Source organism: Zoogloea sp. GW822-FHT05C07, from assembly GCF_058800215.1.
Genome location: NZ_CM179510.1, coordinates 3392997 through 3418237 on the forward strand (window position 1 = coordinate 3392997; position 25241 = coordinate 3418237).

Below are 25241 nucleotides of genomic sequence, written 5' to 3' on the forward strand. Positions count from 1 at the left end.
TCCGCTCAGCGGGCCGGGCGCCCGAGCGCCTTTCCCTGGTACATGGCGGCATCCGCATGGCGGAGCAGCGTATCCGCGTCCGGTCCGTCGTCGGGATGGATCGCCACGCCGATGCTGGCCCGGGTGTGCAGGGCCAGGCCGTCGATGGCGAATTCACGGGCCAGATTGTGACGGATCTTGTCCGCCACCTGGGCCGCATCGGCGGGGCCGTGGATGTCTTCGAGGATCACCACGAACTCGTCGCCGCCCAATCGGGCGACGGTGTCCACGTGGCGCACGCAGCTCTCCAGGCGGTGGGCGATCTCCTGCAGCAGCAGGTCGCCGGCGGCGTGGCCAAGGGTGTCGTTCACTTTCTTGAACTCGTCGATGTCCACGTACAGCAGGGCCATGCGGCTGTGGTGGCGCTGGCAACGGCCGAGTGCCCGGTTCAGGCAGGTGTGAAAGAGGCGGCGGTTGGGCAGGCCGGTCAGTTCGTCGTACTGGGCGGCATGCACGAGCTCGGCCTTCAGTTGGCCGCGTTCGACGGCAATGGCGACCTGGGTGGCCACGAACTTGAGCAGTTCCCGGTCGCTGGGGGAGTCGAGGGTGCCGGGGGCGGCCTGGAGGATCAGCGCGCCGATGGCGTCCTGGCGGGTGACCAGGGGCAGGAAAAGCCAGGTGTTGTGTTCGTTGGAGGGACTGCCCGGAGCGGCGAGAGCGGGATCGCTGACGAGCAGTGGGTGGCCGCCGAGGATGACGTCGCTGCAGTAGTGGCGGGCGGTGCTTTCATCGAGGAGAGGGGCGCTGCCGAACTGGTCCCGTTGGTACGGAAAGTTCAGCAGCGTGCCCTGTCGGTCGCTGGTGGCGACGGCCACGCCGGTCAGGGGGATGCGCTCGGCAATGATCTGGTGGATCTGCGGAAACAGCGTGTCCAGGTCGTCGGCCCTGAGCGCCGCGTCGGCGATCGCGTAGGTGGCCGCCTGGAAGGCTTCGGCCCGCTTCTGCTCGGTGACGTCGCGAGCGACGCCGATGCGCATCTGGTCCGCATCAGACCAGCAGGCCGACCACATGATGTGCACGCGGCTGCCATCCTTGCGGAGGTAACGGTTCTCGAAGCCTACGTGGGGGTGGCCGGCCATGATGTGGCGGGCCTCCTCGCGTGTGCGTTCGCGGTCTTCGGGCGCCACGAGGTCGATCATGTTGCGACCGATGAGCTCGTCCGGCGTGTATTGGAAGATGTGCGCGCTGGCCGCATTCACGTAGGCGATGCGACCGGATGCCTCGACGAGGAATACCGCGTCGAGGAGCAGGTCTACGCTGTGCAGCAGGCGGTGGTGGTGATTCGTGTCCATCTCGCGTCGGGGCTGGCGGTACCGATTCTGCGTCGGGTTGGACGTAGACTGCCGGTGTGCTCCATGGGGCGCAAGCAGGAAATGGTTAAAACGCGATATTCGACACGAACGCGCCGTCTTTGCTGGAAAGCCGGCGATGGGCGGAGGTTTTGAGGGGCGCTCAGGGTTCGAGGTCGGGTAGCCTGGCCATCACCTCGGCGATATCTCTGCAGTTTTCCAGGATGTTCGTCACGACCGGCAGCGGTTCGGCGTGGATGCCCGGCAGGTCGCATTCGTGCGGGGGCCGGAGGGCGAAGGCGAGGGCCTCCGTGGGCGGGCAGAAGTCGGCTGCGACACCGGGCTTGTTGCCGCGGGCGTCGATGCGGTACCAGCCGAAACCGTCGAGGAACACCGCGTTGAGGCCGTGCAGGCAGAAGGGCGCGTAGTTGTCGTCGCCCACCGACAGGCGCTGGTAGCACAGGCCGGCGGGAATGTCGTTGGCGCGCAGCAGCGCGGCGAGCAGGTGGCTCTTGGCGTAGCAGTAGCCGGTGCCGTGCAGCAGCACGTCGGAGGCGCGGCAGGTTACCGGGTTCTGCTGACAATCCCAGCTGTGGTGGATGTGGTCGCGCACGAACTCGAAGCAGCGGCGGGCAATCTCGGTCTTGTCGCTCGTGCCGTGGGCGAGTTCGGCGGCTTTGGCGCCGACCAGCGGGTGGTCGAAGTCGATGTGACGGCTGGCGGCGAGGTATTCGTGCATCGCTGTCGGATGGGGCTGTGGGGTGGGCGGGCAGTATAGCAATCCCACCGGCATGGTCCGGCGTCGAAGGCCGTCAGCGGGGTGGTACCGGGGCGGCTGGACGGGAACGGCTTTCGAGGAAGGTCCGGATCGTCCAGATGGCGGCGGGCGGGAGCACGTCCTTCCAGGCCGGCATATGGACGACGCCGACGCGGGTTTTGCCGTCTTGCACTGACTTGAGGAAATACTGGTCGTTGTCGACGATGCACATCTGGCGGATTGTCGGGTCGGCGATACGCGAGCAGGCGCGGTCGAGCTTGAGGAGGTCGGGGCCGACCTGCCCCTTGTTGTCGCCGTCCGGGCCGTGGCAGCGGGCGCAGGCCTGGTTGAAGGCCTGCCGGCCGATGGCGGCGGCGCGCGGGTTGCCGCGGTAGGGGTTGGCATCGCCGGCCGCCGCGCTGATGGCCGGCAGCGCCGAGGTGTCCACGACGACGCTGGCGTCCGCCACTTCGTTGGCGCTGGCAAGGCGCGCGCCGACGAGGAGGCCGAGGGCGACGAGGCGGGCGCTGAGGGTGAGCTTGGGCATGGTCTTTACCAGTCGGTCGGGCAGCCGGTGCAGCCTTCGAAGGACGAGTCGGGGAAGATCGTATAGCGCAGCAGCGCACCTTCGAGGTTGGCGTCACGGAAGTTGGTGGTGCTGAACTTGGTTTCCTGCAGGTTGGCGTTGGTGAGCCTGGCGCCTGCGAACCACGCGAAGGCGGCGCGGGCGGCTTCGAGATTGGCGGCGGTGAGGTCGGCTCCGCTGAAGTCGCTGCGCATGATGCGGGCGAACTCCAGGTCGGCGCCGATCATCCGGGCGTTGCGGAAGGAGGCGCCGGGGGCGTTGGCCTTGGACAGGCGCGCGCCGCTCAGGTCGGCTCCGTCGAGGATCGCGCCGGCCAGGTTGGCGCCGCGCAGATCGGCACGGGCCAGGTTGGCGCCGGTGAAGTCGGTGCCGGCCAGGTCGCGGGCGGACAGATCCACATGGCGCAGGTCTGCGCCCCGGCAGCGGGCGTGGGGCCAGATGCCGCAGGTGTTGTATACGGGCGGATCGTCGGCCTGCGCCGCGCCGGCAAGAAGACCGGTGACCAGGGCGGCCAGCACCGTGCGAAGGCTGGAGTGGCAGTGCATGGAAGGGCTCCCGGCGGTGGGGTAGCAAAGAAAAAGCCCGGGCCGGCCGGAGAGGACCCGGCCCGGAGCAAGGCGCTGATGGGGATCAGCGCGCGATCTTGGGCAGCTTGAATGCCCAGAACGAGGAGCCTTGGGTGACCTGCTTGGTCAGCTCGGCCATGTCGCCGCCCCACAGGGGCACGGCGCCGCCGTAGCCGGAGGAAATGCCCACGTATTGCTCGCCGTCCATCTCCCAGGTGATGGGCACGGAGACGATGCCGGAGCCGGTCTGGAACTTCCACAGTTCCTTGCCCGTCTTGGCGTCGAAGGCCTTGATGAAGCCGTCGGAGGTGCCGGTGAACAGCAGGCCGCCGGCGGTGGTCAGGGTGCCGGCCCACAGGGGGAACTTCTCCTTGTGTTCCCAGGCGATCTTGCCGGTCTTCGGGTCGATGGCGCGCAGGGTGCCGACGTGGTCGTCGAACAGGCGCTTGATGCGGAAGCCCTGGCCCAGGTAGGCGGAGCCAGCCTTGTAGGTCAGGTGTTCGGTCCAGTAATCCATTGCCCAGTGGTTGGCCGGGATGTAGAACAGGCCGGTGTCCGGGCTGTAAGACATGGGCATCCAGTTGGTGCCGCCCAGGAAGGGCGGCGAGACGAAGACGCTGTCGCCCTTGTCGGCGCCGGCCTTCGGCTCGGGCGGACGGTTGCCGGTCTCGATCGGCTTGCCCGCGGCCACGTCCCAGCCCTTGGCCCAGGTGATGCCTTCGACGAAGGGCCAGGCACCGATCAGCGCGGTGGGTTTGTTGGGGTAGCCGGCGCCGTTGGTGAGCTTCTCCCGGTCGGTGACGAAGAAGAAGCCGTTGCGGTCGGCGTGGGCCGAGGCCTTGACGAGCTTGCCGGTCTTCGGGTCCTTGTACTCGAAGAGGACCACCGAGTTGTTGCCGGAGAAGTCCCAGGCGTCGTTCGGGGTGTGCTGGAAGAAGCCTTTCAGCTCGCCGGTGCTGGCATCCACATAGGCTTGGCCGGAGGTGAACAGGCTCGGCCAGTTGCGCGGGTCGTCCCCTTCCTGGGTGCGCTTCCAGGTGTTCCACGGGGCCGGGTTGCCGGTGCCGACGACGACCATGTTCTTCTCGATGTCGAAGCTGGCGGTCTGCCACGGGGCGCCGCCGCCGTGGTCCCAGGCTTCGGTGAGCTTGCCGTCCTTGTCCTTCGGCCAGGTTGGGGCGCTGGCATCGCCGGTGGGCGTACTATCCTTGCCGTTGAGGCGGCCCATATGGCCTTCGACCATCGGACGGGCCCACACTTCCTCGCCGGTATCCGGGTCACGGGCGAACAGCCAGCCGACCACGCCGAACTCGTCGCCGGATGAGCCGTGCACCAGCAGCACCTTGCCGCTCTTCTGGTCCTTGATGACGAAGGGGGCGCCGGTCATCGTGTAGCCGACCTTGTGGTCACCCCACTTCTTCTTCCACACGACTTTGCCGGTGTCCTTGTTGAGGGCCACGATGCCGGCGTCGAGGGTGCCGAAGAAGATCTTGTCGCCGTAGAGCGCGGCGCCGCGGTTGACCACGTCGCAGCACGGGCGGATGTCTTCGGGCAGACGGGCTTCGTATTCCCACAGGCGCTTGCCGCTGCGCGCATCGATGGCGTAGATGCGGGAATAGGAGGCGGTGACGTACACCACGCCGTCGTGCACCAGCGCCTGGCCTTCCTGGCCGCGCTGTTTCTCGCCGCCGAAGGAGAAGCTCCACACCGGCACGAGACCGGCGACGTTCTTCGCATTGACGGTCTTCAGTGTGCTGTGGCGCTGGGCCTTCAGGCCCAGACCGTAGGTCAGCACGTCGCCCGGTGTCCTGTCGTCGTTACGGATGTCGTCCCAGCTCACGGTGGTGCCGGCCGCGTGGGCGGCGCTGCCGAAAGTGCCGGAGAGGGCGAGGGCCAGCAGGCCGATCTTGCATTTGAGGCGTCGGGATTTCATGGTGGTTCTGGTCTCCGCTTCGTTGTCGTTCGATGCCTGGGGCCGTCTCCCTGTGACGGAGGTCCAGACCGGGCGGAGTATGGAATTCGACGCCATGTGCCGTCGCGGGAAGCGCTCCCCGCGGTACCGGGAATTCTTCCCGACGTGAGGGGGCCATGGTCCGTACGCGGGGGGGGCCCTCTATGATGAGTGGGTCAGGAGGGTGAAGTGATCCAAATCATGCTGGTCGAGGACCATGCGGTGGTCCGTAACGGATATCGGCGTCTGCTCGACGCCGAGGGCGACATGCGGGTGGTGGCGGAGGCCGCCTCCGCCGACGAGGCCTATGCCTGCCTGAGCGTGGGCGGCATCGACCTGGCGGTGGTGGACCTCAATCTGCGCGGCAGCAGCGGGCTTGACGCGATCCGGCGGATGCTGGCCCGGGAGCGCGGGCTGAAGGTGCTGGTGATCTCGATGCACGACAACCCGAGCTATGTCACGCAGGCCATCCGGCTGGGGGCGCTCGGCTACGTGACCAAGTGCAGCGAGCCGGACGAAATGCTGGAGGCGATCCGGCAGGTGGCTGTGGGGCGGCGTTTCCTGTCGGTCGATATCGCCCAGGTGCTGGCCAGTGCGACGCTGGAGGGCGATGCGCTGATGACGCGCCTGACGCCCAAGGAGTTCGACGTGCTGTGCATGGTGGTCAATGGCGAACCCACCGCCAGCGTCGCCGAGACCCTGCATCTGAGCCAGAAGACGGTGTCCAACCACATGACGGCGATCCGCCAGAAGCTGGAGGTGGACAACGACTTCAAGCTGATCCAGCTGGCGGCGAGGTTCGGCCTCGTCACGCTGTCCCCGCGTTGAACCAGGGCTGCCATAAAAAAACGGCGACCGTTTGCACGGCCGCCGTCGAGGCTCCCAGGGGACGCATCTCCCCGTTCTGAAGAAGTCTCAGCCGATCACGGGATCATCCACGTGAACACATAGGCCTGCAGCGTGGTGATGATGCCGACCATGGTGGCGAAGGCCAGGCTGTGCTTGACGGTGAAGCGGAACAGGTCCGATTCCTTGCCGACCAGGCCGACGGCCGCGCAGGCCACGGCGATGGACTGCGGCGAGATCATCTTGCCGGTGACGCCGCCGGTGGTGTTGGCGGCCACCAGCAGGGTGTCATGCACGCCGACCTGGTGGGCGGTGGTGGCCTGCAGCGAGCAGAACAGCGCGTTGGACGAGGTGTCGGAACCGGTCAGGAACACGCCCAGCCAGCCGAGGAACGGGGCGAAGAACGGGAACATCTTGCCGGTGCCGGCCAGCAGCAGGGCCAGCGTGGCGGACAGGCCGGAGTAGTTGGCGATGAAGGCGAACGCCAGCACCATGCCGATGGAGTAGATCGGGCGCTTCAGCTCGATCACGGTTTCCTTCAGGGTCTTGGCGGCCTCGCCGGACTTCATGCCGAGCACGAACATCGAGATGATGGCGGCCAGGAAGATCGCGGTGCCGGTGGCGGACAGCAGGTCGAGCTTGTACACCGCGGCGTAGGGCGTGGCCTTGGTGACGATGGGCTCCATCTTGATGACCAGCTTGTCGAGCATGGGCACCGGGAACTGCAGCACGGTGGCGTAGAAGGCGCCGTCCTTGGCGAACAGGGCCTTGAAGGGCTTGAGGCTCCAGATGGTGACCATGATGGTCAGGATCACGAACGGGGACCAGGCCTTGGCGATCTCACCGAAGCTGTAGTGCTTGTCCTCGCCCAGCTCGGCGTGGTGCTGCTTGTCGAAGCGGAAGATGTTCTTCGGCTTCCAGTTCTTCAGGAAGATCGTCAGGCAGATCAGGCTGACCAGCGCGGAGGTGATGTCCGGCAGCTCAGGTCCGATGTAGTTGGCGGTGAAGAACTGGGTGATGGCGAAGGCGCCGCCGGCCACGATGATCGCCGGCCAGGTTTCCTTGATGCCGCGCCAGCCGTCCATCATGGCGACCAGCCAGAAGGGCACGATCACCGACAGCAGCGGGAGCTGGCGGCCGGCCATCTGGCCGATCTTGAACGGGTCGATACCGGTTACCTGGCCGCTGACGATGATGGGGATGCCCATCGCGCCGAAGGCCACCGGAGCGGTGTTGGCGATCAGGCACAGGCCGGCGGCGTACAGCGGGTTGAAGCCCAGGCCGACCAGCAGCGCGGCGGTGATCGCCACCGGTGCGCCGAAACCAGCCGCACCTTCCAGGAAGGCACCGAAGGAGAAGCCGACCAGCAGCATCTGCAGGCGCTGGTCGTCGGTGATCGACACCACCGACGCGCGGATGATGTCGAACTGGCCGGTCTTCACGGTGATCTTGTAGAGGAATACCGCCGCGATGATGATCCACGCGATGGGCCACAGGCCGTAAAGGAAGCCGTAGCCGGCCGAGGCCAGGGCCATCTGCACCGGCATCTTGTAGAAGAAGATCGCCACGGCCAGCGCGATGATCACGGTGACGGTACCGGCGATATGCCCCTTCAGGCGCAGGATGGCCAGCGCGACGAAGAAGAAGATGATCGGCAAGGCGGCGACCAGCGAGGACAACCATAGGTTGCCCAGCGGGTCATAGATCTGCATCCAGGGTTGCATTCGGTATTCCTCCTCTAATGAATGCGGTTGGTCGTTTCTATCTGTGGTTAAAACGGGGGCGGGCCGGCGTCAGCACGTCGCCAGGCGGGCAGCCTCGGCGCTGCATTCGTCGAGCAGATGGACGATGGAGCGGTAGGGCAGGCCGGTGGCGGCGGTGAGGCCGATCTCGCAGGTCTGGTTGCTGGAATAGCCGCCGCAGCAGCTGGAAGGCACGTCGGCGTGCAGCTTGCGCAGCGCGTGGGCGTTGAGTTCGGGCACCACGAAGCCGCGGTCGCCGCCGAAGCCGCAGCACTTCACCTCGGCGGGCAGCACGACCTTGTCGGCGCAGGCGCCGGCGAGCTGCTTGAGCTTGGCTTCGAAGCCCATGCGGCGGGCCGAGCAGTTGAGGTGCACCAGGATCGGATCGGTCTTCTTGTGCAGCATCAGGCGCGGCAGCAGCGCGTCGTGGGCGAATTCGACCAGGTCGTACACCTTCAGGCGCTCGGCCAGGAAGGTCTTCATGCGCAGGGAGCAGGCGCTGGCGTCGAGGATGACCGGGTATTCGCCGTTGTTGCTGGCCTTCAGCAACGCGGCTTCCAGTTGGGCCGACTTGCGGTCGGCATCGTCGGCGAGGCCCTTGCTGGCGAAGGACTGGCCGCAGCACAGGCTGTTGACGTCGTCCGGCACGATGGGCGCGTAGCCGGCCCGTTCAAGCACGCGGATGACGGTGGCGGACAGGGCGTGTTCCGGCGTGTCGGCGCCGAACATGCGGCCGGCGCAGGTGGGGAAGTACACCACCTTGTCGCCGTCGGTCCGCGTGGCGCGGCCGGCCGGCTGCGGCTTGGGCATGCCTTCCTTCCAGGCGCCGCCGGTGAGGCGCGACAGGGCCTTGGTGCCGATCACCGCCTCGGCCAGGTGGCCAGCCTTGATGGCCGTGCGGGCCAGGGCCTGGGTGGCGCCGAAATGGTTGGCCGCCACGTGGCCGAGCTGGCGGGCCACGGTGGACAGTTGGTCGCCGCGCACCGCGCGGGTCAGGGCGCCGGTTTCGATGCCCACCGGGCAGGCGGTGGAGCACAGGCCGCAGGTGGCGCAGGTGTCGAGGCCCATGTAGAGGTAGTCCTCGCCGAGCTGGCCAAGGGCTTCGCCGGCGGCCTCGCGGCGGGACAGCTCGCGCCAGCCGACGATGCGCTGGCGCGGCGACAGGGTCAGGCCGTGGGACGGGCACTGGGGCTCGCAGAAGCCGCATTCGATGCAGCGGTCCACCGGGGCGTAGAGCTGGCCGGCGGCGGGCATCGGCTTGAGGTGCTTGAGGTGGGCCTCGGCGTCGTCGTTGATGATCACACCGGGGTTGAGCAGGCCTTCCGGGTCGAAGAGCTGCTTGATCTCCTTCATCAGCCCGTAGGCCTTGGCGCCCCATTCCAGTTCGACGAAGGGGGCCATGTTGCGACCGGTACCGTGCTCAGCCTTGAGGGACGCGTCGTACTTGGTGACCAGCACGGTGCACAGCTCGTCCATGAAGGCGGCGTAGCGTTCCACCTCGGATTCAATGCCGAAATCCTGGGTGAACACGAAGTGCACGTTGCCTTCCAGCGCGTGGCCGAAAATGATCGCCTCGTGGTAGCCGTGCTTGGCGAACAGGTGCTGCAGGTCCAGGCAGCAGGCGGCGAGGTCGGGCACGGCGACCGCCACGTCCTCGATGATGACCGTGGTGCCGGGCTTGCGTACCGCGCCGACGGCCGGGAAGGTGCCCTTGCGGACGTTCCACAGGCGCTCGATCTCGGCCGGGTCGGTGGTGAAGGCCGGGCTCTCGATCAGCGGGTAGAGGTTCAGTTCGGCGAGGACCGTGGCGATGCGCTCGTCGAGGGCTGCGGCATTGGGCGCGCGGGTCTCGATGAGCAGCGCGGTGGCGCCGTCGGCCAGGGTCTTCAGCAGGGCCGGCATGCCCGGCTTGTGGGCGACGCAGCGCAGGGAGGCGCGGTCGAGCAGCTCCACCGCGTCCACCGGCTGGTTCTTGAGGCCGGCCACGGCGCGGCAGGCGGTTTCCATGTCCGGGAAGAAGGCCAGCGCGCTGGCCTTGTGGGCGTATTCCGGCACCGTGTTGTAGGTGACCTGGGAGATGAAGCCCAGCGTGCCTTCCGAGCCGATCATCAGGTGGGCCAGGATGTCCACCGGGTCGCTGAAGTCCACCAGTGCGTTGAGGCTGTAGCCGGTGGTGTTCTTGATCTTGTACTTGGCGCGGATGCGCTCGGCCAGTGCGTGGTCGGCACGCACGTCGGCGGCCAGCGCGGCGAGGCGCTCGAGCAGCCAGCCATGGCTGGTCTTGAAGGCGGAGACGCTGGCGGTATCGCCGGTGTCCAGCACGGTGCCGTCGGCGAGCAGCACGCGCACCGAGGCGAGGGTGTTGTAGCTGTTCTGGGCGGTGCCGCAGCACATGCCGCTGCTGTTGTTGGCAGCGATGCCGCCGATCTTGGCGGCGTTGATTGAGGCGGGGTCGGGGCCGATCTTGCGGCCCAGCGGGGCCAGGCGGCGGTTCACCTCGGCGCCGATGATGGCCGGGCCTACGCGCACGGTGGTGCCGTTGGCGCCGATGCGGCAGGTGGCCAGCCCTTCGCCGAGCAGCACCAGCACCCCGTCGGTGACGGCTTGGCCGCACAGGCTGGTGCCGGCAGCGCGGAAGGTGACCGGGCGGCCGTGCTGGCGGGCCAGGTCGACCACGTCGCGCACCTCGGCCTCGTCATTGACGACCGCCACCACTTCCGGGATCAGGCGGTAGAAGCTGCCGTCGGTGCCGTAGGCAAGGCGGCGCAGTTCGTCGGTAATCACGCGGTCGGCGGGCAGCCGCAGGCGCAGGGCGTCGATGAGAGCGGACACAGGGGCTCCTCCCAGTGCAGGGATTTTTCGGTTTGGTTTGGGTTGGGGCGCCGGGAGATACAGCCCGGCGCGACAGGGTTAGCGTCGGTCCTTGACCATGTCCCTCAGCCTTCGTGCAGCGGGTTGCAGGGGCGTGCGGGCCGCCGTCCAGCCGCTTTGCTTGCGCGGCGTCAGCGCCCGGAAGCGGGTGGCCAACCAGCTGAAGGCCCGGTAGGTGGCGGGGCGGCCGTACAGGCGGGCCCACATCTTCCAGGCGAAGCTGATCGTTGCGTTGTAGCCGGCACCCTGGCCAACCATCGCCGGGTTGGCGTGGGGCGCGCTGTTGGCTTCGCCGCGCAGGCGGATCAGCAGCTCGGGGATCGGGATCTTCACCGGGCATACTTCACCGCAGGCGCCGCACAGGCTGGACACGGTGGGCAGCAGGTGGGTCTGTTCGAGGCCCATCATGTGCGGGGAGATGATCTTGCCGATCGGGCCCGGGTAAGTGGTGCCGTAGGCGTGGCCGCCGATGCGGGTGTAAACCGGGCAGTGGTTCATGCAAGCGCCGCAGCGGATGCACTGCAGGGTCTTGCGCAGTTGCTCGTCGGCGTAGGCCTGGCTGCGGCCGTTGTCGAGGAGCACAAGGTGCACTTCCTCGGGGCCGTCCTTGTCGCCGGCCTGGCGCGGGCCGGAGATCATGTTGAAGTAGGTGGACACCGCCTGGCCGGTGGCCGAGCGGGTGAGGATCGAATACAGCGGGGCGACGTGCTCCAGCTTCTCGACGATCTTCTCGATGCCGGTGATGGCGATGTGCACCTTGGGCACGGTGGTGCACATGCGGCCGTTGCCTTCGTTCTCGACGAGGCACAGGGTGCCGGTCTCGGCCACCGCGAAATTGACGCCGGACAAGCCGATGTCGGCGCTCTCGAACTTGTCGCGCAGCACGTTGCGGCCGATCCGGATCAGCGCGTCCACGTTGTCGGTGTAATCGACGCCGGGAATCTTCTCGGCGAACAGCTTGGCGATCTGCTGCTTGGTCTGGTGGATCGCCGGCATGATGATGTGGGAGGGCTTTTCGCCGGCGAGCTGGACGATGTACTCGCCCATGTCCGACTCCAGCGCGCCGACGCCGGCGGCCTCCATCGCGTGGTTGAACTCGATCTCCTCGCTGACCATCGACTTGCCCTTGACGATCAGCTTGGCCGAATGACGGCGGGCGATGTCGAGCATGATGGCGTTGGCTTCGTCGGGCGTTTCGGCCCAGTGCACCTTCACGCCGTTGCGGGTCAGGTTGGCTTCGAGCTGTTCGAGCAGGTCGGGCAGCTTGGACAGGCTGTACTGGCGGATGCCTTCCGACAGGCTGCGCAGGGAGTCGAGTTCGTCCTGATCGGGGAACTGGGAAGCCCGCTTGGCCATCAGGAAGTCCATCGCGCCGCGGAAGCTCTGGCGCAGGTGCGGGTTGTTCACCGCATCGTGCATGCGCTCGCGCAGGGCCTGGGCGGAGACGAAGGCGATCGGCTGGCCGGACGATTGCTGCTGGGGCTGGTTGCTCACTGGGCGTCTCCTTCGGCGTTGATGACGATCACGACGAGTTCCTTCGGGCCGTGGGCGCCGTAGGCGAGGGTCTGCTGGATGTCGGCGGTCTTCGACGGGCCGGAGATCAGTAGCGCATTGGTGGGCAGGCCGGCGGCCCAGTTCTCGGCGCGCAGCACATCGAAGAAGGTGGGCTGGATGGTGGCGGCGTCGAGCAGCGCGAAGTGGATCGGCGGCACCAGCGACATCGTGCGCGGCTCCGCTTCGGAGGACCACAGCATCAGCGTGCCGGTCTCTGCGATGGCGCCGCGGGTTTGCGTGAAGCCGGCGTCGACTCGGTGGAACAGGTCGGCCTTGAGGTCTTCGATCTGGCCGGCCCACGGGCGCAGCACGGTGGTTGCGAAGCCGGCCTGGTCCAGGCGCTGGCCGGCAGCCGTGTCGGAGCCGTAGATCATCGTGGCGACTTTCTTGTCGGCGCACAGGCGGGCCAGCAGGGCGGGCCAGTCGGCTTCGCTGCTGATATGGACTTCCGCGTGGAAGCTCTCGATGCCGGCGCGGAAGCGGGCCAGGCGCTCAGCCTTGGTCTCGCCGCGGGCACGCGGCACGTAGTGGGCGTCCAGGTCGGGCACGGCGTTGGGCTCGGCCGGCCGGGTAGCGCGCAGCTTGGCCAGGATGCGGTCGCGGGCGCTCATTGGGCATCTCCCGCCGGTTTTCCGCCGGTGCGGCGGAGCAGGAAAGTGGCCAGGTGCTCGCCGGGCAGGGAGGGCTTGGCGCGGCCGGCGTCAAGGTCTTCCTTGGCGGCGCGCTTCGTGATGTTGAGCATGCAGCCGCAGTCGGCGGTGACCAGCTGATTGGCGCCGGTGGCCTTGAGGGACGCGACCTTGTCGGTGACCATCGCGGTGGAGATGTCCGGGTGCTTCAGCGAGAAGGTGCCGCCGAAGCCGCAGCATTCGGATTCGTGGTCGTGGTGGGCGAGGGTCACGTTGCCCAGGCGGGCCAGCAATTCGCGGCCGACCAGGTGGGTGCCCATCTCGCGGCGCGCAGAGCAGGATGTGTGCAGCGTGACGGTGGTGGCCGGGCCTTCGTCCTTGCGGTCGAAGCCGACCACGTGGAGCAGGAACTCGGCGAGTTCGTAGGTGCGCGCGGCAATCGCGGCGGCGCGGGCCTGGAGGGCTGCGTCGTCGCCGATCACTTTTTCCCAGTGCCAGCGGATCATGCCGCCGCAGGAGCCTGACGGAACCACGATGGGGTAGTCGCCGGGGAACAGGTCGAGCTGGGAGGCGACAACCTGGCGGGCCTCTTCCGGAAAGCCGCTGGTGAAGGCCGGCTGGCCGCAGCAGGTCTGGTTGTCCGGGAAGATCACGCGGATGCCTTCCCGTTCGAGGAGGGTGATGGCATCCATGCCCGCTTCGGGGACGAACATGTCCACCAGGCAGGTTCCATAGAAGTAGACCGCCTCGGGGCGGGACGGATAGCTGCGCGCCTGATGTCCGGCATGCGTACTGACCACGGGTGTGCTCACGTCTCCTCCAGTCTTTGTCTCGCCTGCAAGTGCGGAACCGGTGTTCCGCACGGCGGCGTTATGAGTGTTCGAACCGGTCGCCGGGTAAAATGGTAAGACCAATTTATCGCGTCCGCGGGAACTTTACGCATTGGCGAAAATCGAGTCAATTATCCAAAACCCTGATACCTCCGATTTTCCGATTTATAGTCTCTGGAGAGGTACTTGTCCGCTGTCGGGGAGTTGTTGGCGCGTTTTTGCCGTCGTAATATTGTGGTCTGACCACTTGAGCGAGACCCCGATGAGTAGCAGCGGTAAGCTGGTTGTCCAGCGCCTTTCCGACACCATTGCCCTTGAACTGGAGCGGCGCATCCTGGAGGGCGCGCTGAAGCCAGGCGATCGCCTGCAGCCCGAGCGCGAGCTGGCGGCGGAGCTGGGCGTGTCCCGCCCGTCCTTGCGGGAAGCCCTGCAGAAACTGGTTTCCAAGGGCCTGCTGCACAGCCGCCAGGGCGGTGGAACCTATGTGACGGACCGGCTCGATGCCGGCTTCACCGACCCCTGGCAGGAGATGCTGGGGCGTCATCCGAATGTGCAGGAAGACCTGCTCGAATTCCGCGGCATGCTGGAGTCGGAAGCCGCGTCCCTGGCGGCCCGGCGGGCTACGGACGCAGACCTGCTGCGCATCGGCGAGGCCTATGGACGCGTCGAGGCGCTGTTCGCCCAGGGGCCGTCGGCCGAGGTTTTCGAGGAGCAGGTGAAGGCTGATCTGGCCTTTCACCAGGCCATTGCCGAGGCGGCCCACAACGTGATGTTCGGGCACCTGACCGCCAGCCTGTTCCGTGTGACCCACGACCACATCGACCGCAATCTGCGCCACCTGCGCCGGCTCGAAGAGGACTGGTTGGAACTGCGCGCGCAGCATGCGGCGATCTGGGAGGCGGTGCGCACCCGCAACGCCCAGGCCGCCCATGCGGCAGTCAGACGGCATATGGACTTCGTGCAGGAGAGCATGCGCGCCCGCGCGCAGCACGAGGCGCGCGAGTCCCGCGCGCAGGTAACCCGCAAGCTGGCCAAGGCTGCGGATTAACCGGCCGGACAGGCTAGAATCGGCATTCCCGATCTTTTCAGAAAATGCCGATGGATTCCCTCGATGCGCTGCGCGCCGGCAGGCTGGCTGGCGCCCGCCACCTCAAGCTGGCATGTGGCCTGACCGATTTCCCGCCAGAGATTCTGGAGCTGGCCGATACGCTGGAGGTGCTCGATCTTTCCGGTAACCGGCTGACCTCCCTGCCGCCGGAACTGTCGCGCCTGCGCCGTCTGCGCATCCTGTTCTGTTCGGGCAATCCCTTCACCGTGCTGCCCGAGGTGCTTGGTGAATGTCCCCAGCTCGAGATGGTCGGCTTCAAGTCCTGCCGCCTGCATACGGTGCCGGCGGCGGCGCTGCCGGCCAGGTTGCGCTGGCTGATCCTGACCGACAACGCGATCGCTGAACTGCCAGCGGCCATCGGCAACTGCACCGGCCTGCAGAAGCTGATGCTGGCCGGTAACCGGCTGCGCGCCTTGCCCGACACGATAGCGGCGTGCATGGGCCTGGAGCTGCTGCGCATCTCGGCCAACAGGCTGGCGGTCCTGCCGGCGTGGTTGTTCGAGCTACCGCGCCTGTCGTGGCTGGCCTATGCGGGCAATCCGTTCTGTGCCGCCGTTGAGCGCTCGCGCCTTGGCGGTGAGGCGGCGATCCGCATTCCGCGTGCCGACCTGTCGCTGGGCGAGCGGCTTGGCGAAGGGGCGTCCGGCGTGATTCATCGGGCCGAATGGAGCGGCAATGGCGGAGGGCGCCCGGTGGCGGTCAAGCTGTTCAAGGGGGCCGTGACGAGCGACGGCTTGCCGCAGCACGAAATGACGGCCTGCCTGGAGGCCGGCGACCATCCGGGCCTGATCCCGGTGCTCGGTCGTCTGGATGCCGAGGGTGAGGCGGCCGATGGTCTGGTAATGGCCCTGATCGATCAGGCCTTCGCAAATTTGGCCGGGCCGCCCAGCTTGGCGTCCTGTACCCGCGACGTCTATGCGGATGGCGCCACGTTCTCTGCGGATGCCGTTCTGCGCATTGCCGGTGGAATCGCCTCGGTGGCCGCCCATCTGCACCGGCGCGGCATTCTCCATGGCGACCTGTACGCGCATAACATCCTGCACGCCGCTGAAGGGCGGGTGCTGCTGGGGGATTTCGGTGCCGCGTCCTTCTTCGCGCCGGACGACGCGAGACTGGCGCCTGCGCTGCAGCGCCTCGAAGTGCGCGCCTTCGCCTGCCTGCTGGAAGAGCTGATCGTTTGCTGTGTGGAGTCCGGGCCGCGGTTGCAGTCTCTGACATGCCTGCAGCGGCGTTGTGCGGATCCTGTTCCTTCGCTGCGTCCGCTGTTGGCAGAAGTGGAGGCCGAACTGGCGCGTATTGCGACGCTACCGCCGCACTTCAGCTGAAAGCCGGCCTGGATCACGCGGCCCTGCGTGTTCTCCGCCACAGGTCGTGGCCGGCGGTGGTTGATATGCGGGTGTCGGCGGATTACGCTGAGAGTCAGGAATGACGGGCGTGTCCAGATCCAGCCCTGGTGGCGGAAAGGATGTGTGCTGTGAAGGTGACGGTGTCCATGCTGTTGGCCGGACTGCTGGCCGGTTGCGGTGGCATGCTTCCTACTTCCCAGCAGGAAGTCGGCAAGCGCTGGCGCGATTTCGACGATATCAAGAATACCTTCGACCAGATCGTGCCTTACCAGACCGGTATGGAGGAGGTGCGCAAACTGGGCTTCGATCCTTACACGACGCCCAACATGCAGATCCTCAACCATTCCCAGGTGGTGCGTGCGGTGCTGCCGTCCCAACTGCAAGATCCGGCGACGGTCCCGAAGGGTATTCAGGAATGCATGAAGGTGCAGGATGCTTGCGTGGGCTATTTCATGGAGCCGAGCAACGTGGACCGCAAGCGGGTCGGCAACTTCATGCTCGATTTCCTCAACTTCAAGCGTAATACGCTGGTGACTGGCTGGCGTTTCGGTGCGCTGATCGTCGTCATCGATGGCAAGGTCGTCTATAAACAGTGGAGCGGCCAGCCGCGTATCGAGGAAAACGAGGTGCGCCACAACCCCTTGGGGCCATTGCAGGGGGTTGGTGAGGCGCTGCGGCCGTCGCCGTAGTTGCATCTGGAAATCGATCACGCAGCGCGTCCGTGGGCCTCATGTTTGCGCGCTGCCTGCCGTAAAATGAAAAAAGCGCGCCACTTGGAGATCCAGGTGGTGGAATCATCAGGAGTACATCATGAGCGTTAGTTCGATCAGCGGCGCTTCCAGCGCTGCCTATACCCAGGCCCTCCAGCAGCAGGCCGAAGCCACCAAGGTTCAGCAACAGCAGGCGCCGGAGGATGTGCGCAAGAAAGAGGAGCAGCAGGCTCAGGCTGCGCAAGCTGCCCAGACCGCGCCGGAGCCCACCTCCAATCTGAACGGGCAGGTCGTCGGACAGCTCATCAATACCGTCGCCTGATCGACCAGCGGCGCCTCTTGAGGGCGGCTGAAAGCGACCGGACAGGGGCGGCGCGCGCTACCGTCCGGCCAAGTGACAATGCCTGTCATCGGGAGATGGCAGGCATTGTCGTTTCCGGGGCCTGTGTCAAAGCGCCGGTGGGCTTCGACCTACCAGCCCCCGGCCGGATTGTGTTTGCCAGCCTTGGGGCGGATTTGCGTTCCGGCGGCCAGATCAGGCTGCGAGGAGGGGCGCTTTCTCGCGCAGTAGGGCGAGTTCCGGTTGGCGCGCGAATTCCTCAAGGAGCTGCGTTACCGCTGCCCGCAGCTGTTCCCGCGCCTGCCGTTTTTGCTGGGTGCGCTTGCGGTGGTGGCGGTCGATGCTCTCCAGGGGCTTTTCCTGTAGTGGCAAGCGGATCGATGCCCGGCCGTCTTCCGCGTGGGTCTGCGCGTGGAAGGGTTCGAAGGCCTGGCGGTAGAGAGCGTCGAGGCGCTCGTTGCCGAGGCGCGACTGATAGCTCTCGGTGGGGGAGATGACCTGGATTTCGTCGAGACCGAGGAAGGTATTCAGGGCGATCAGGCTGTCCATCAGGAGGAACAGCGGCGCGAGCTGGAAGTGCTGCTTGCGGAATTGCTTGACCTGTTCGAACTGGCCGACGCATCCCTGGTTGCGGCACACCAGCGGGTAGTAGCTCCCGTCGGGGCCGGCGTGATACAGGAAACCCAGGGCATGGCTCCAGGTGCCGTTGAGGAAGAGGGTCAGCTGGAATTCGCCTTCATTGCGGATCGTGTCATGGGTCAGCAGCAGCAGGCGAACCTCTGCGCCCATGCCCGGGTACTCGGTGGACCACAGGGTGAGGCCGTCCTTGGACAAGGCCTCGAGCGCCGCAGGGGGAAAGCGGTCGAGCAGGAAACGGTAGTGATCGTGGATGCGGTGAATCACCTCGTCCACCTGCCAGCTGCGGGAGACGTAGTCCCGGTAGTAGCGGGCATGCAGTCGCGGGGACGTGTCGGCAAACAGGCGGGTCAGCTTTTCGTGGAGGAAAAGGGATTCCAGATTGCGGGTGTCCGTGCGGATCCGCCGATACTGCAAGTCCTGCCCGATTCTCCTCAAGCGTCGCCTCAGCTTGTGCAGGCGATACGCCGGATTCAGGCTTGTGCGCAGGAGGCGCTCAATCGATTGAGCCATTGGGGCGGGCGGCAAGTGTGTGGTAGCGCGAATCCTAGGTGGGGAGTCTTAACATGTGCTTGCACAAATTGGCTATTTGTAAGGATTTAGTAAAATTTAACAAAAAAATTCGTCTGCTCTGAAGTGCGTCCGCGGAATTGCATTTGGTGTGACGGCAGGCTGATATGCGCAAGGCCCGCATTTGGCGGGTTCTACGGTAGCGATCCGTGCTTCAAAAGGGGTGGCTTTGATCCTCGTACTGGTTTTTCTGGCGGGCCTATGGGCTGGCCTGCAAAACGCGTTGGCGGGCGGTGGTTCCTTCATCACCCTTCCTGCGTTGATCCTCTCCGGGCTGTCGCCGCTGGCGGCGAACATCACCTCGACTGTCGCGCTCTTTCCGGCGCAGATCGCATCCGGCGTCGCAGGGCGCCAGCTGGTTTCCGGGGTGGACAGTCTGTCCTTCCGCGGGCTGTTCGTGATCAGCATCCTCGGCGGCGCGCTGGGCGGCCTGCTGCTGCTGAACACGCCATCGTCGGTCTTCGCGCGCCTCGTGCCCTGGCTGGTGCTGTTTGCGACGGTGGCGTTCGCATGGGGCAGCTTTGCGCCGCGGGAGTCCCTGGCCAGGATGCATCTGGGGCCGGTGGGCGCGGGCTTCGCGCAGTTCCTGATCTCGATTTATGGCGGCTATTTCGGCGGGGGCATCGGCTTCCTGATGATGGCCGCGTTGACGATGGCGGGGCTGGCAACCCGCAATGCGGGAGCAACGAAGAATGCACTGGCCGGCGTCATCAATGCGTCGGCGGTCGCCCTGTTCCTGATGTCACCCGAGCTCCACTGGCAGCAGGCCCTGGTGCTGAGTGGTGGCGCGATCATCGGCGGCGTGCTGGGGGCGATGGCGCTTCATCACGTGAATGAGCGCCTGTTGCGCATCGCCATCGTCGGGATCGGCGTGGCTTTGACGATTGGGCTGTTCGTCAGGCCGATCTGAGGTCGGGGCTGGCGGCGTCCGGCTCCGACGTGTGCTGATGTTGCGGAAGGTGGCTGCCGGCTCCCTAATGGGGCGGCAAGGGAGCCGTCGTTACGGCTCCGTTGGAGCTTCAGAGGCTGCGGGCATTGCGGTTGCCGGACGGCAACCAGTGCCGCTGCGCGACACGCCACTGCTCAGGGGAGAAGAACAGCTCGACGACCGTCATTTGTCGCGGCTCGGGCCGCTTCCGGCGTTCGTGCCCGGTCGGCGATTCTCCGTCGATCTGCCGGCGATCCTGCCCCGACCGGCGTTCCGCGCCGTCCCAGCGCTTGATGCTTCCATGAGTCGAGCCCATATGTCCTCCCTGTTGTTGGACACGATTGTCCCGGCTGTGGGGCGGCGGGGATGAGAACTATGTCTCGAAGGCGCTCCGGCAGCGGGCGAGGTCACGGAGATTTACAGATTCGTGACCGCCGCCGTGTGTCTGCGCGAGCGTGTCCCGCTTGTGCGGTGCAGGGCGTTCCGTGGCAACGCGATGGCGCTGCCGCGCAAAGCAAAAAGGCCAACCCTTTCGGATTGGCCTTTTTGCTTGAATTTGTTGGTGGTGATGGGCGGAGTCGAACCGCCGACCTATGGGTTATGAATCCATCGCTCTAACCATCTGAGCTACATCACCAACCGGAGAAGGCCGCTATAATAGTGTCTTGATGGTTGTTGGTCAACATGCGATGAAAAAACTTTATATCCGGACTTTCGGTTGCCAGATGAACGAGTACGACTCGGACAAGATGGCGGATGTGCTTGGGGCGGCCGATGGCCTGGAAAAAACGGACAATCCTGAAGAAGCGGACGTGATCCTCTTCAATACGTGTTCCGTGCGTGAGAAGGCGCAGGAGAAGGTCTTCCACGACCTCGGTCGGGTCAAGCATCTGAAGCAGCAGAACCCCAACCTGATCATCGGTGTCGGCGGTTGCGTGGCGAGCCAGGAGGGCGAGGCTATCGTGGCGCGTGCGCCTTATGTCGACCTGGTGTTCGGGCCGCAGACCCTGCATCGCCTGCCCAAGCTGATCGCCGAGCGCAAGGCGTCGGGGCGCTCGCAGGTGGATATCTCCTTCCCGGAGATCGAGAAGTTCGACAACCTGCCGCCGGCCCGCGTGGAAGGGGCGAGCGCCTTCGTGTCGATCATGGAGGGCTGTTCCAAGTACTGCACCTTCTGCATCGTGCCCTACACCCGCGGCGACGAGATCTACCGTCCGCTGGCCGACGTGCTGGCCGAGGTGGCGGGGCTGGCTGCCCAGGGTGTCAAGGAAGTGACCCTGCTCGGCCAGAACGTCAATGCCTGGCGTGCGCCGGTGGATGGCGACGGCGGCGAGATGGCCGACTTCGCCTTCCTGCTCGAATGCGTGCATGAAATCCCGGGTATCGAGCGGATCCGCTATACCACGTCCCATCCCCGCGAGATGACCCAGCGCGTCGTCGATGCCTACGCCAAGCTGCCCAAGCTGGTGTCGCATCTGCACCTGCCGGTGCAGGCCGGTTCCGACCGGGTGCTGGCGGCGATGAAGCGCGGCTACACGGTGCTCGAATACAAGTCGCTGGTGCGTAAGCTGCGCGGTGCGCGGCCGGACATCTCCCTGTCGTCCGACTTCATCGTCGGCTTCCCCGGCGAAACCGAGGCGGATTTCGAAGCGACGATGAAGCTGATCGACGATCTGGGCTTCGACACCTCCTTCAGCTTCATCTATAGCTCGCGCCCCGGCACGCCGGCCGCCGACCTGGCCGACGATACGCCGCAGGACGTCAAGCTGGCGCGTCTGTCCCGCCTGCAGAAGCGGGTCGAGGAAAACGCCGCGAAAATCAGCGAGAGCATGGTCGGCACCGTCCAGCGCATCCTCGTGGAAGGGCCGTCGAAGAAGGATCCGAACGAGCTGGCGGGGCGTACCGACAACAACCGCGTCGTCAATTTCGCCGGCAATCCGCGCCTGATCGGCAATTTCGTGGACGTCACCATCGTGTCGGCGCTGCCCCATTCCCTGCGTGGCGCGATCGTCACCCGGGACTGAGCCGTCGATGATCCTGTCTTCCCCCGCGGGCGCGGGTCTGGCAGCATGCGTCCGATGAAACCGACCGAAATCGTCCTGCATCCCCTCGACAACGTGCGCCTCGCCAATCTGTGCGGGGCGCTCGACGAGAACATCCGCCAGATCGAAACCGCCTTCGACGTGACCATCGCCCGCCGTGGCGAGCGCTTCACGCTGAACGGCGAGCCGCCGCAGACACAGATCGGGGCGCGGGCGCTGCGCCATTTCTATGGCCGCGCCGATAACCCCCTGTCGGTGGACGACATCCAGCTCGGTCTCATCGAGTTGAGCAATCTGTCCCAGGCCAACCAGCCGGCGCCGGCCCTGCTGACCCGCAAGAGCGAGTTGCATGGCCGCACGCCGCGCCAGGTGGACTACCTGCGCCAGATCCAGGAGCACGACATCACCTTCGGCATCGGTCCGGCTGGCACCGGCAAGACCTACCTGGCGGTGGCCAGTGCGGTGGATGCTTTCGAGCGGGAGCACGTGGAGCGTATCGTGCTCACCCGTCCGGCGGTGGAGGCCGGCGAGCGCCTCGGCTTCCTGCCCGGCGACCTGGCCCAGAAGGTGGATCCGTACCTGCGTCCGCTGTACGACGCGCTCTACGACCTGATGGGCTTCGACCGCGTGACCAAGCTGTTCGAGCGCGGCTGCATCGAGATCGCCCCGCTGGCCTTCATGCGCGGTCGCACGTTGTCGCGGGCCTTCATCATCCTCGATGAGGCGCAGAACACCTCGCCGGAGCAGATGAAGATGTTCCTGACCCGCATCGGCATCGGCTCCAAGGCGGTGATCACCGGCGACCTGACCCAGGTGGATCTGCCGCGCGGCCAGAAGAGTGGCCTCGGCGAAGCCGCGCAGGTGCTTGCCGATGTGCGCGGCGTCGCTTTCACCCAGTTCCTCAAGGAAGACGTGGTGCGCCACCCGCTGGTGGCACGCATCGTCGCCGCCTACGAGAGCCACACCCAGAACCGCAACCAGCAACAACAGAACCCGCAATGAGCGACATCAAGCTGCCCCGCCGACTCGATCTTTCCGTGCAATACGCCTGCAACAGGGAGGGCGTACCCTCCCGCACCGATTTTCGCCGCTGGCTGCGGGCGGCCGAACCTGGCGCCGCACGGATCACCGTGCGCATCGTCGATGAGGCCGAAGGCCAGGAGCTCAACCGGGATTACCGGGGCAAGGACTACGCCACCAACGTACTGACCTTTGCCTATGATGAAGGCGAGGACATGCCCTTGCCGGAAGGTTTGCCGCTGATGGGCGATCTGGTGCTGTGCCGGCAGGTCGTCGAGCGCGAGGCGGCGGAGCAGGGCAAGGCCCTGGATGCGCATTACGCTCACTTAAGCGTGCATGGTATGCTGCATTTGCAGGGCTATGACCACGAAGAGGATGCCGAGGCCGAGGAGATGGAAGCGCGGGAGCGCACGATCCTGGCTGAGCTGGGCTACGCCGACCCCTACGCGGGAGAACGCTAGCCGGAGACTCGATGGTGGGCTGAGCAATGCGCCATGGGCAATGACAGACGTAACAGTCGGCCATTGCCCATGGCCCATTTCTCATCCACCCTTTTTATGGAACCCCATAGTAGTAAACCGTCTTTGCTCGAACGGCTGTCCGCTCTCCTGACCCGGGAGCCGGAAGACCGGGAAGAGTTGCTGCACCTTCTGCATTCCGCCCACGACCGCAACCTGTTCGACGCGGATGCCTTGGCCATCATCGAGGGGGCCTTGCAGGTTTCCGACATGAAGGTGCGCGACGTGATGATTCCCCGGGCGCAGATGGACGTCGTCAATGTGGACGACTCCATCGAAGACATCACCCGTTTCGCCATCAACGCTGCCCACTCGCGCTTCCCGGTCATCGGTGAAGGCAAGGATGACGTGGTCGGCATCCTCCTCGCCAAGGACCTCTTGAGGGTCTTCGCCGGCGAAGCCTTCGATCTCCGCGACATGCTCCGTCCGGCCGTTTTCGTGCCGGAATCCAAGCGCCTCAACGTGCTGCTGCGCGACTTCCGCGTCAGCCGCAACCATATGGCGATCGTCGTGGACGAATACGGCGGCGTGGCGGGGCTGGTGACCATCGAGGACGTGCTGGAGCAGATCGTCGGCGACATCGAGGACGAATACGACTTCGACGAAACCGCCGACAACATCCGCCTCGACCAGGCGGGCCGTTACCGCGTCAAGGCCGGCACCGAGATCGAGGATTTCAACGAAGCCTTCAGCACCACCTTCAGCGACTCCGAATACGACACTGTCGGCGGCTTGCTGATCCGCAAGCTCGGGCGCCTGCCCAAGCGCAACGAGGTGGTGGATCTGGAAGGCCTGCGCTTCCAGGTCCTGCGTGCCGACAGCCGGCGCGTGCATTCCCTGCTCGTCGAGCGTCTGCCCGATCCGGAAGCGGTCAGCGGCTGATGCGTTTCCTGCGCCAGGGCGCGGCCCTGCTGGCGGGGGGCGCGTCAGTCTTTGCCTACGCCCCGTTCGAACTGTTCCCCGTTGCCGCGCTGGCGCTGGGCCTGCTGTACTGGCTGCTTGGCACGGCGGTGGCCGACAGCCGGCGTCCCCTGCGGACCGGCTTCTCCATCGCCTGGGCCTGGGAGCTCGGTGCAATGCTGGCCGGCGTTTCCTGGCTGTACGTGGCGCTGCACCGTTTCGGTGGCATGCCGATGGCGCTGGCGGCGCTGGCGATCCTGCTGTTCTGCACCTTCGTCTCGCTCTACGCGGGCCTGGCCGGCGTCCTGTTCGCCCGTTTGCGGCGCGGGCGGCCCGGCTGGGACGCGGCGCTGTTCGCCGCCCTCTGGCTGCTCTCCGAATGGCTGCGCGGCTGGGTGTTCACTGGCTTCCCGTGGCTGGCCAGCGGCTACAGCCAGAGTCCGCCGAGTCCGCTGGCGGGCTTCGCGCCGCTGTTCGGTGTGTATGGCGTCGGCGGCCTGCTGGCCTTATTGGCTGCCCTGGGTGTCGAGACGCTGTGGCGACGCAGTGGGCGCGTGCTGGCCGCTGTTGCGGCTGTCCTTGTCGCTGGCGCAGGCCTGCGCCAGGTGGCCTGGACCGAGCCCGTCGGCGAGCCGATGAAGGTCGCTCTGCTGCAGACCAACGTGGAGCAGAGCCTCAAGTGGCGTCCGGAGATGCTGCGCCACTGGCTGGAGCGCAATCTGACGATGCTGCGCGACAACCCGGCCCAGCTCGTCGTGTTGCCGGAAACCACCATCCCGCTGCTGGTGGACGATCTTCCGCCCGGCTACCTGGACGCGGTGCGGCAGATCGCCGTGGCAAACGGCGCCGACGCGGTGCTCGGCACCTTCACCCGCGACGGGGATGGGCACATCTTCAACGCGGCGATCAGCCTGGGCCTGTCGCCGTCCGGCCACTACGCCAAGCAGCACCTGGTGCCTTTCGGTGAGTATTCGCCGCCGATGTTCCGCTGGTTCTACGATCTGGTCAGCATCCCGATGGCCGACCAGACCCGTGGCGCCGCCCGCCAGCCGCCGCTGAGCCTGGCGGGGCAGAAGGTGGCCATCAACATCTGCTACGAGGACGTCTTCGGCGAGGAGCTGATCCGCAGCCTGCCGGAGGCGAGCGTGATGCTCAACATCTCCAATCTGGCCTGGTACGGCGACTCCTGGGCGCAGCCCCAGCATCTGCAGATCGCCCGCATGCGCGCGCTGGAAACCGGGCGGCCGATGCTGCGCTCCACCAACACCGGCATGACCGCGGTGGTCCGGCCGGATGGTAGCGTGCAGGCGGTGCTGCCGCCGTTTGACGCCGGTGCGCTGCATGCCGAGGTGCGCGGCTACCAGGGGCTGACGCCCTATGCCCGCTGGGGCAACTGGCCGGCGGTGGGGCTGGCTGTGCTGATCGTGGCGACCGTTGCGGTGGGTGCTCGTCGGCGCGCCTGA

The 25241-nt window shown here is 66.2% G+C and carries 23 protein-coding genes and 1 tRNA gene; 11 read left to right on the forward strand and 13 right to left on the reverse strand.

Annotated elements, in window-relative coordinates:
- Positions 1–5 precede the first annotated feature (5 nt).
- The 5 genes from AC3QL2_RS15790 to AC3QL2_RS15810 all read right to left on the reverse strand — a co-directional run bounded on the left by AC3QL2_RS15790 (position 6) and on the right by AC3QL2_RS15810 (position 5170).
- Positions 6–1331, reverse strand: a complete 1326-nt coding sequence (locus AC3QL2_RS15790; RefSeq protein ID WP_493231432.1) for a sensor domain-containing protein — start codon at positions 1329–1331, stop codon at positions 6–8.
- A gap of 160 nt (positions 1332–1491) precedes the next feature.
- Entirely contained in the window at positions 1492–2067 is a 576-nt protein-coding gene (locus AC3QL2_RS15795) for a transglutaminase-like domain-containing protein (protein WP_493231434.1), read from the reverse strand.
- Positions 2068–2140: 73 nt separating this feature from the next.
- Entirely contained in the window at positions 2141–2632 is a 492-nt protein-coding gene (locus AC3QL2_RS15800) for a c-type cytochrome (protein WP_493231435.1), read from the reverse strand.
- A 5-nt stretch (positions 2633–2637) separates the two neighbouring features.
- Positions 2638–3216 carry a pentapeptide repeat-containing protein gene (locus AC3QL2_RS15805; protein ID WP_493231437.1) on the reverse strand — a complete coding sequence of 193 codons (579 nt, stop codon included), beginning with the start codon at positions 3214–3216 and terminating at the stop codon, positions 2638–2640.
- A gap of 85 nt (positions 3217–3301) precedes the next feature.
- The gene (locus tag AC3QL2_RS15810) at positions 3302–5170 is read right to left on the reverse strand and encodes a methanol/ethanol family PQQ-dependent dehydrogenase (protein ID WP_493231438.1); all 1869 of its coding nucleotides are present in this window, start codon (positions 5168–5170) and stop codon (positions 3302–3304) included.
- A 207-nt stretch (positions 5171–5377) separates the two neighbouring features.
- On the opposite strand from AC3QL2_RS15810, the gene AC3QL2_RS15815 reads away from it, so the two are divergent.
- The gene (locus tag AC3QL2_RS15815; protein ID WP_493231439.1) at positions 5378–6016 is read left to right on the forward strand and encodes a response regulator; all 639 of its coding nucleotides are present in this window, start codon (positions 5378–5380) and stop codon (positions 6014–6016) included.
- A gap of 95 nt (positions 6017–6111) precedes the next feature.
- On the opposite strand, the gene lldP is transcribed toward AC3QL2_RS15815, so the two are convergent.
- From lldP to AC3QL2_RS15840, 5 genes are all read right to left on the reverse strand, one after another.
- Entirely contained in the window at positions 6112–7758 is a 1647-nt protein-coding gene (gene lldP / locus AC3QL2_RS15820; protein WP_493231441.1) for an L-lactate permease, read from the reverse strand.
- 69 nt (positions 7759–7827) lie between these two features.
- Positions 7828–10608, reverse strand: coding sequence for an FAD-binding and (Fe-S)-binding domain-containing protein (locus tag AC3QL2_RS15825; protein ID WP_493231442.1), 2781 nt, complete (start codon positions 10606–10608; stop codon positions 7828–7830).
- A gap of 78 nt (positions 10609–10686) precedes the next feature.
- Positions 10687–12066, reverse strand: coding sequence for a LutB/LldF family L-lactate oxidation iron-sulfur protein (locus tag AC3QL2_RS15830; RefSeq protein ID WP_493231624.1), 1380 nt, complete (start codon positions 12064–12066; stop codon positions 10687–10689).
- 71 nt (positions 12067–12137) lie between these two features.
- Complete coding sequence (locus AC3QL2_RS15835; RefSeq protein WP_493231444.1) at positions 12138–12812, reverse strand: LutC/YkgG family protein; 675 nt, start codon at positions 12810–12812, stop codon at positions 12138–12140.
- On the reverse strand, positions 12809–13642 hold the full coding sequence (locus AC3QL2_RS15840; protein WP_493231445.1) for a (Fe-S)-binding protein: 834 nt from the start codon (positions 13640–13642) through the stop codon (positions 12809–12811). Before AC3QL2_RS15840 ends, AC3QL2_RS15835 begins: the two co-directional genes overlap by 4 nt.
- A gap of 280 nt (positions 13643–13922) precedes the next feature.
- Here AC3QL2_RS15840 and AC3QL2_RS15845 point away from each other — a divergent pair, with 280 nt between their 5' ends.
- The 4 genes from AC3QL2_RS15845 to AC3QL2_RS15860 all read left to right on the forward strand — a co-directional run bounded on the left by AC3QL2_RS15845 (position 13923) and on the right by AC3QL2_RS15860 (position 17146).
- A complete protein-coding gene (locus tag AC3QL2_RS15845; protein ID WP_493231447.1) occupies positions 13923–14708 on the forward strand; it encodes a FadR/GntR family transcriptional regulator in 786 nt (261 codons plus the stop codon).
- A 50-nt stretch (positions 14709–14758) separates the two neighbouring features.
- The gene (locus AC3QL2_RS15850) at positions 14759–16093 is read left to right on the forward strand and encodes a leucine-rich repeat-containing protein kinase family protein (RefSeq protein ID WP_493231448.1); all 1335 of its coding nucleotides are present in this window, start codon (positions 14759–14761) and stop codon (positions 16091–16093) included.
- A 167-nt stretch (positions 16094–16260) separates the two neighbouring features.
- Positions 16261–16803 carry a hypothetical protein gene (locus tag AC3QL2_RS15855; RefSeq protein WP_493231450.1) on the forward strand — a complete coding sequence of 181 codons (543 nt, stop codon included), beginning with the start codon at positions 16261–16263 and terminating at the stop codon, positions 16801–16803.
- 121 nt (positions 16804–16924) lie between these two features.
- Entirely contained in the window at positions 16925–17146 is a 222-nt protein-coding gene (locus AC3QL2_RS15860) for a hypothetical protein (RefSeq protein ID WP_493231451.1), read from the forward strand.
- A 213-nt stretch (positions 17147–17359) separates the two neighbouring features.
- Here the strand turns inward: AC3QL2_RS15860 and AC3QL2_RS15865 are convergent, their stop codons facing one another.
- Complete coding sequence (locus AC3QL2_RS15865; RefSeq protein ID WP_493231452.1) at positions 17360–18217, reverse strand: DUF535 family protein; 858 nt, start codon at positions 18215–18217, stop codon at positions 17360–17362.
- Positions 18218–18539: 322 nt separating this feature from the next.
- Between AC3QL2_RS15865 and AC3QL2_RS15870 the strand changes: the two genes are divergently transcribed.
- The gene (locus AC3QL2_RS15870) at positions 18540–19280 is read left to right on the forward strand and encodes a sulfite exporter TauE/SafE family protein (protein ID WP_493231454.1); all 741 of its coding nucleotides are present in this window, start codon (positions 18540–18542) and stop codon (positions 19278–19280) included.
- 109 nt (positions 19281–19389) lie between these two features.
- Here the strand turns inward: AC3QL2_RS15870 and AC3QL2_RS15875 are convergent, their stop codons facing one another.
- On the reverse strand, positions 19390–19614 hold the full coding sequence (locus AC3QL2_RS15875; protein ID WP_493231455.1) for a hypothetical protein: 225 nt from the start codon (positions 19612–19614) through the stop codon (positions 19390–19392).
- 244 nt (positions 19615–19858) lie between these two features.
- Positions 19859–19935, reverse strand: a tRNA-Met gene (locus tag AC3QL2_RS15880).
- Positions 19936–19987: 52 nt separating this feature from the next.
- Here AC3QL2_RS15880 and miaB point away from each other — a divergent pair.
- From miaB to lnt, 5 genes are all read left to right on the forward strand, one after another.
- Positions 19988–21322: a tRNA (N6-isopentenyl adenosine(37)-C2)-methylthiotransferase MiaB gene (gene miaB / locus AC3QL2_RS15885; RefSeq protein WP_481121281.1), complete on the forward strand. Its 1335-nt coding sequence runs from the start codon at positions 19988–19990 to the stop codon at positions 21320–21322.
- Between the two features lie 54 nt (positions 21323–21376).
- The gene (locus AC3QL2_RS15890) at positions 21377–22342 is read left to right on the forward strand and encodes a PhoH family protein (RefSeq protein ID WP_493231456.1); all 966 of its coding nucleotides are present in this window, start codon (positions 21377–21379) and stop codon (positions 22340–22342) included.
- Positions 22339–22821 (forward strand): rRNA maturation RNase YbeY, encoded by a 483-nt coding sequence (gene ybeY, locus AC3QL2_RS15895; protein ID WP_493231458.1) that lies wholly within the window; start codon positions 22339–22341, stop codon positions 22819–22821. Before AC3QL2_RS15890 ends, ybeY begins: the two co-directional genes overlap by 4 nt.
- 96 nt (positions 22822–22917) lie before the next feature.
- Entirely contained in the window at positions 22918–23760 is an 843-nt protein-coding gene (locus AC3QL2_RS15900; RefSeq protein WP_493231460.1) for a CorC family transporter, read from the forward strand.
- A complete protein-coding gene (gene lnt, locus AC3QL2_RS15905; protein ID WP_493231462.1) occupies positions 23760–25241 on the forward strand; it encodes an apolipoprotein N-acyltransferase in 1482 nt (493 codons plus the stop codon). The genes AC3QL2_RS15900 and lnt overlap by 1 nt, the downstream gene beginning before the upstream one ends.

Coding starts and splice junctions, on each gene's coding strand:
- AC3QL2_RS15810 (WP_493231438.1), bottom strand. CDS start 5,170: ATGAAATCCCGACGCCTCAAATGCAAGATCGGCCTGCTGGCCCTCGCC.
- AC3QL2_RS15830 (WP_493231624.1), bottom strand. CDS start 12,066: ATGCACGATGCGGTGAACAACCCGCACCTGCGCCAGAGCTTCCGCGGC.
- AC3QL2_RS15790 (WP_493231432.1), bottom strand. CDS start 1,331: ATGGACACGAATCACCACCACCGCCTGCTGCACAGCGTAGACCTGCTC.
- AC3QL2_RS15800 (WP_493231435.1), bottom strand. CDS start 2,632: ATGCCCAAGCTCACCCTCAGCGCCCGCCTCGTCGCCCTCGGCCTCCTC.
- AC3QL2_RS15850 (WP_493231448.1), top strand. CDS start 14,759: ATGGATTCCCTCGATGCGCTGCGCGCCGGCAGGCTGGCTGGCGCCCGC.
- ybeY (WP_493231458.1), top strand. CDS start 22,339: ATGAGCGACATCAAGCTGCCCCGCCGACTCGATCTTTCCGTGCAATAC.
- AC3QL2_RS15845 (WP_493231447.1), top strand. CDS start 13,923: ATGAGTAGCAGCGGTAAGCTGGTTGTCCAGCGCCTTTCCGACACCATT.
- AC3QL2_RS15900 (WP_493231460.1), top strand. CDS start 22,918: ATGGAACCCCATAGTAGTAAACCGTCTTTGCTCGAACGGCTGTCCGCT.
- lldP (WP_493231441.1), bottom strand. CDS start 7,758: ATGCAACCCTGGATGCAGATCTATGACCCGCTGGGCAACCTATGGTTG.
- AC3QL2_RS15855 (WP_493231450.1), top strand. CDS start 16,261: ATGCTGTTGGCCGGACTGCTGGCCGGTTGCGGTGGCATGCTTCCTACT.
- AC3QL2_RS15875 (WP_493231455.1), bottom strand. CDS start 19,614: ATGGGCTCGACTCATGGAAGCATCAAGCGCTGGGACGGCGCGGAACGC.
- AC3QL2_RS15795 (WP_493231434.1), bottom strand. CDS start 2,067: ATGCACGAATACCTCGCCGCCAGCCGTCACATCGACTTCGACCACCCG.
- lnt (WP_493231462.1), top strand. CDS start 23,760: ATGCGTTTCCTGCGCCAGGGCGCGGCCCTGCTGGCGGGGGGCGCGTCA.
- AC3QL2_RS15860 (WP_493231451.1), top strand. CDS start 16,925: ATGAGCGTTAGTTCGATCAGCGGCGCTTCCAGCGCTGCCTATACCCAG.
- AC3QL2_RS15805 (WP_493231437.1), bottom strand. CDS start 3,216: ATGCACTGCCACTCCAGCCTTCGCACGGTGCTGGCCGCCCTGGTCACC.
- miaB (WP_481121281.1), top strand. CDS start 19,988: ATGAAAAAACTTTATATCCGGACTTTCGGTTGCCAGATGAACGAGTAC.
- AC3QL2_RS15835 (WP_493231444.1), bottom strand. CDS start 12,812: ATGAGCGCCCGCGACCGCATCCTGGCCAAGCTGCGCGCTACCCGGCCG.
- AC3QL2_RS15890 (WP_493231456.1), top strand. CDS start 21,377: ATGAAACCGACCGAAATCGTCCTGCATCCCCTCGACAACGTGCGCCTC.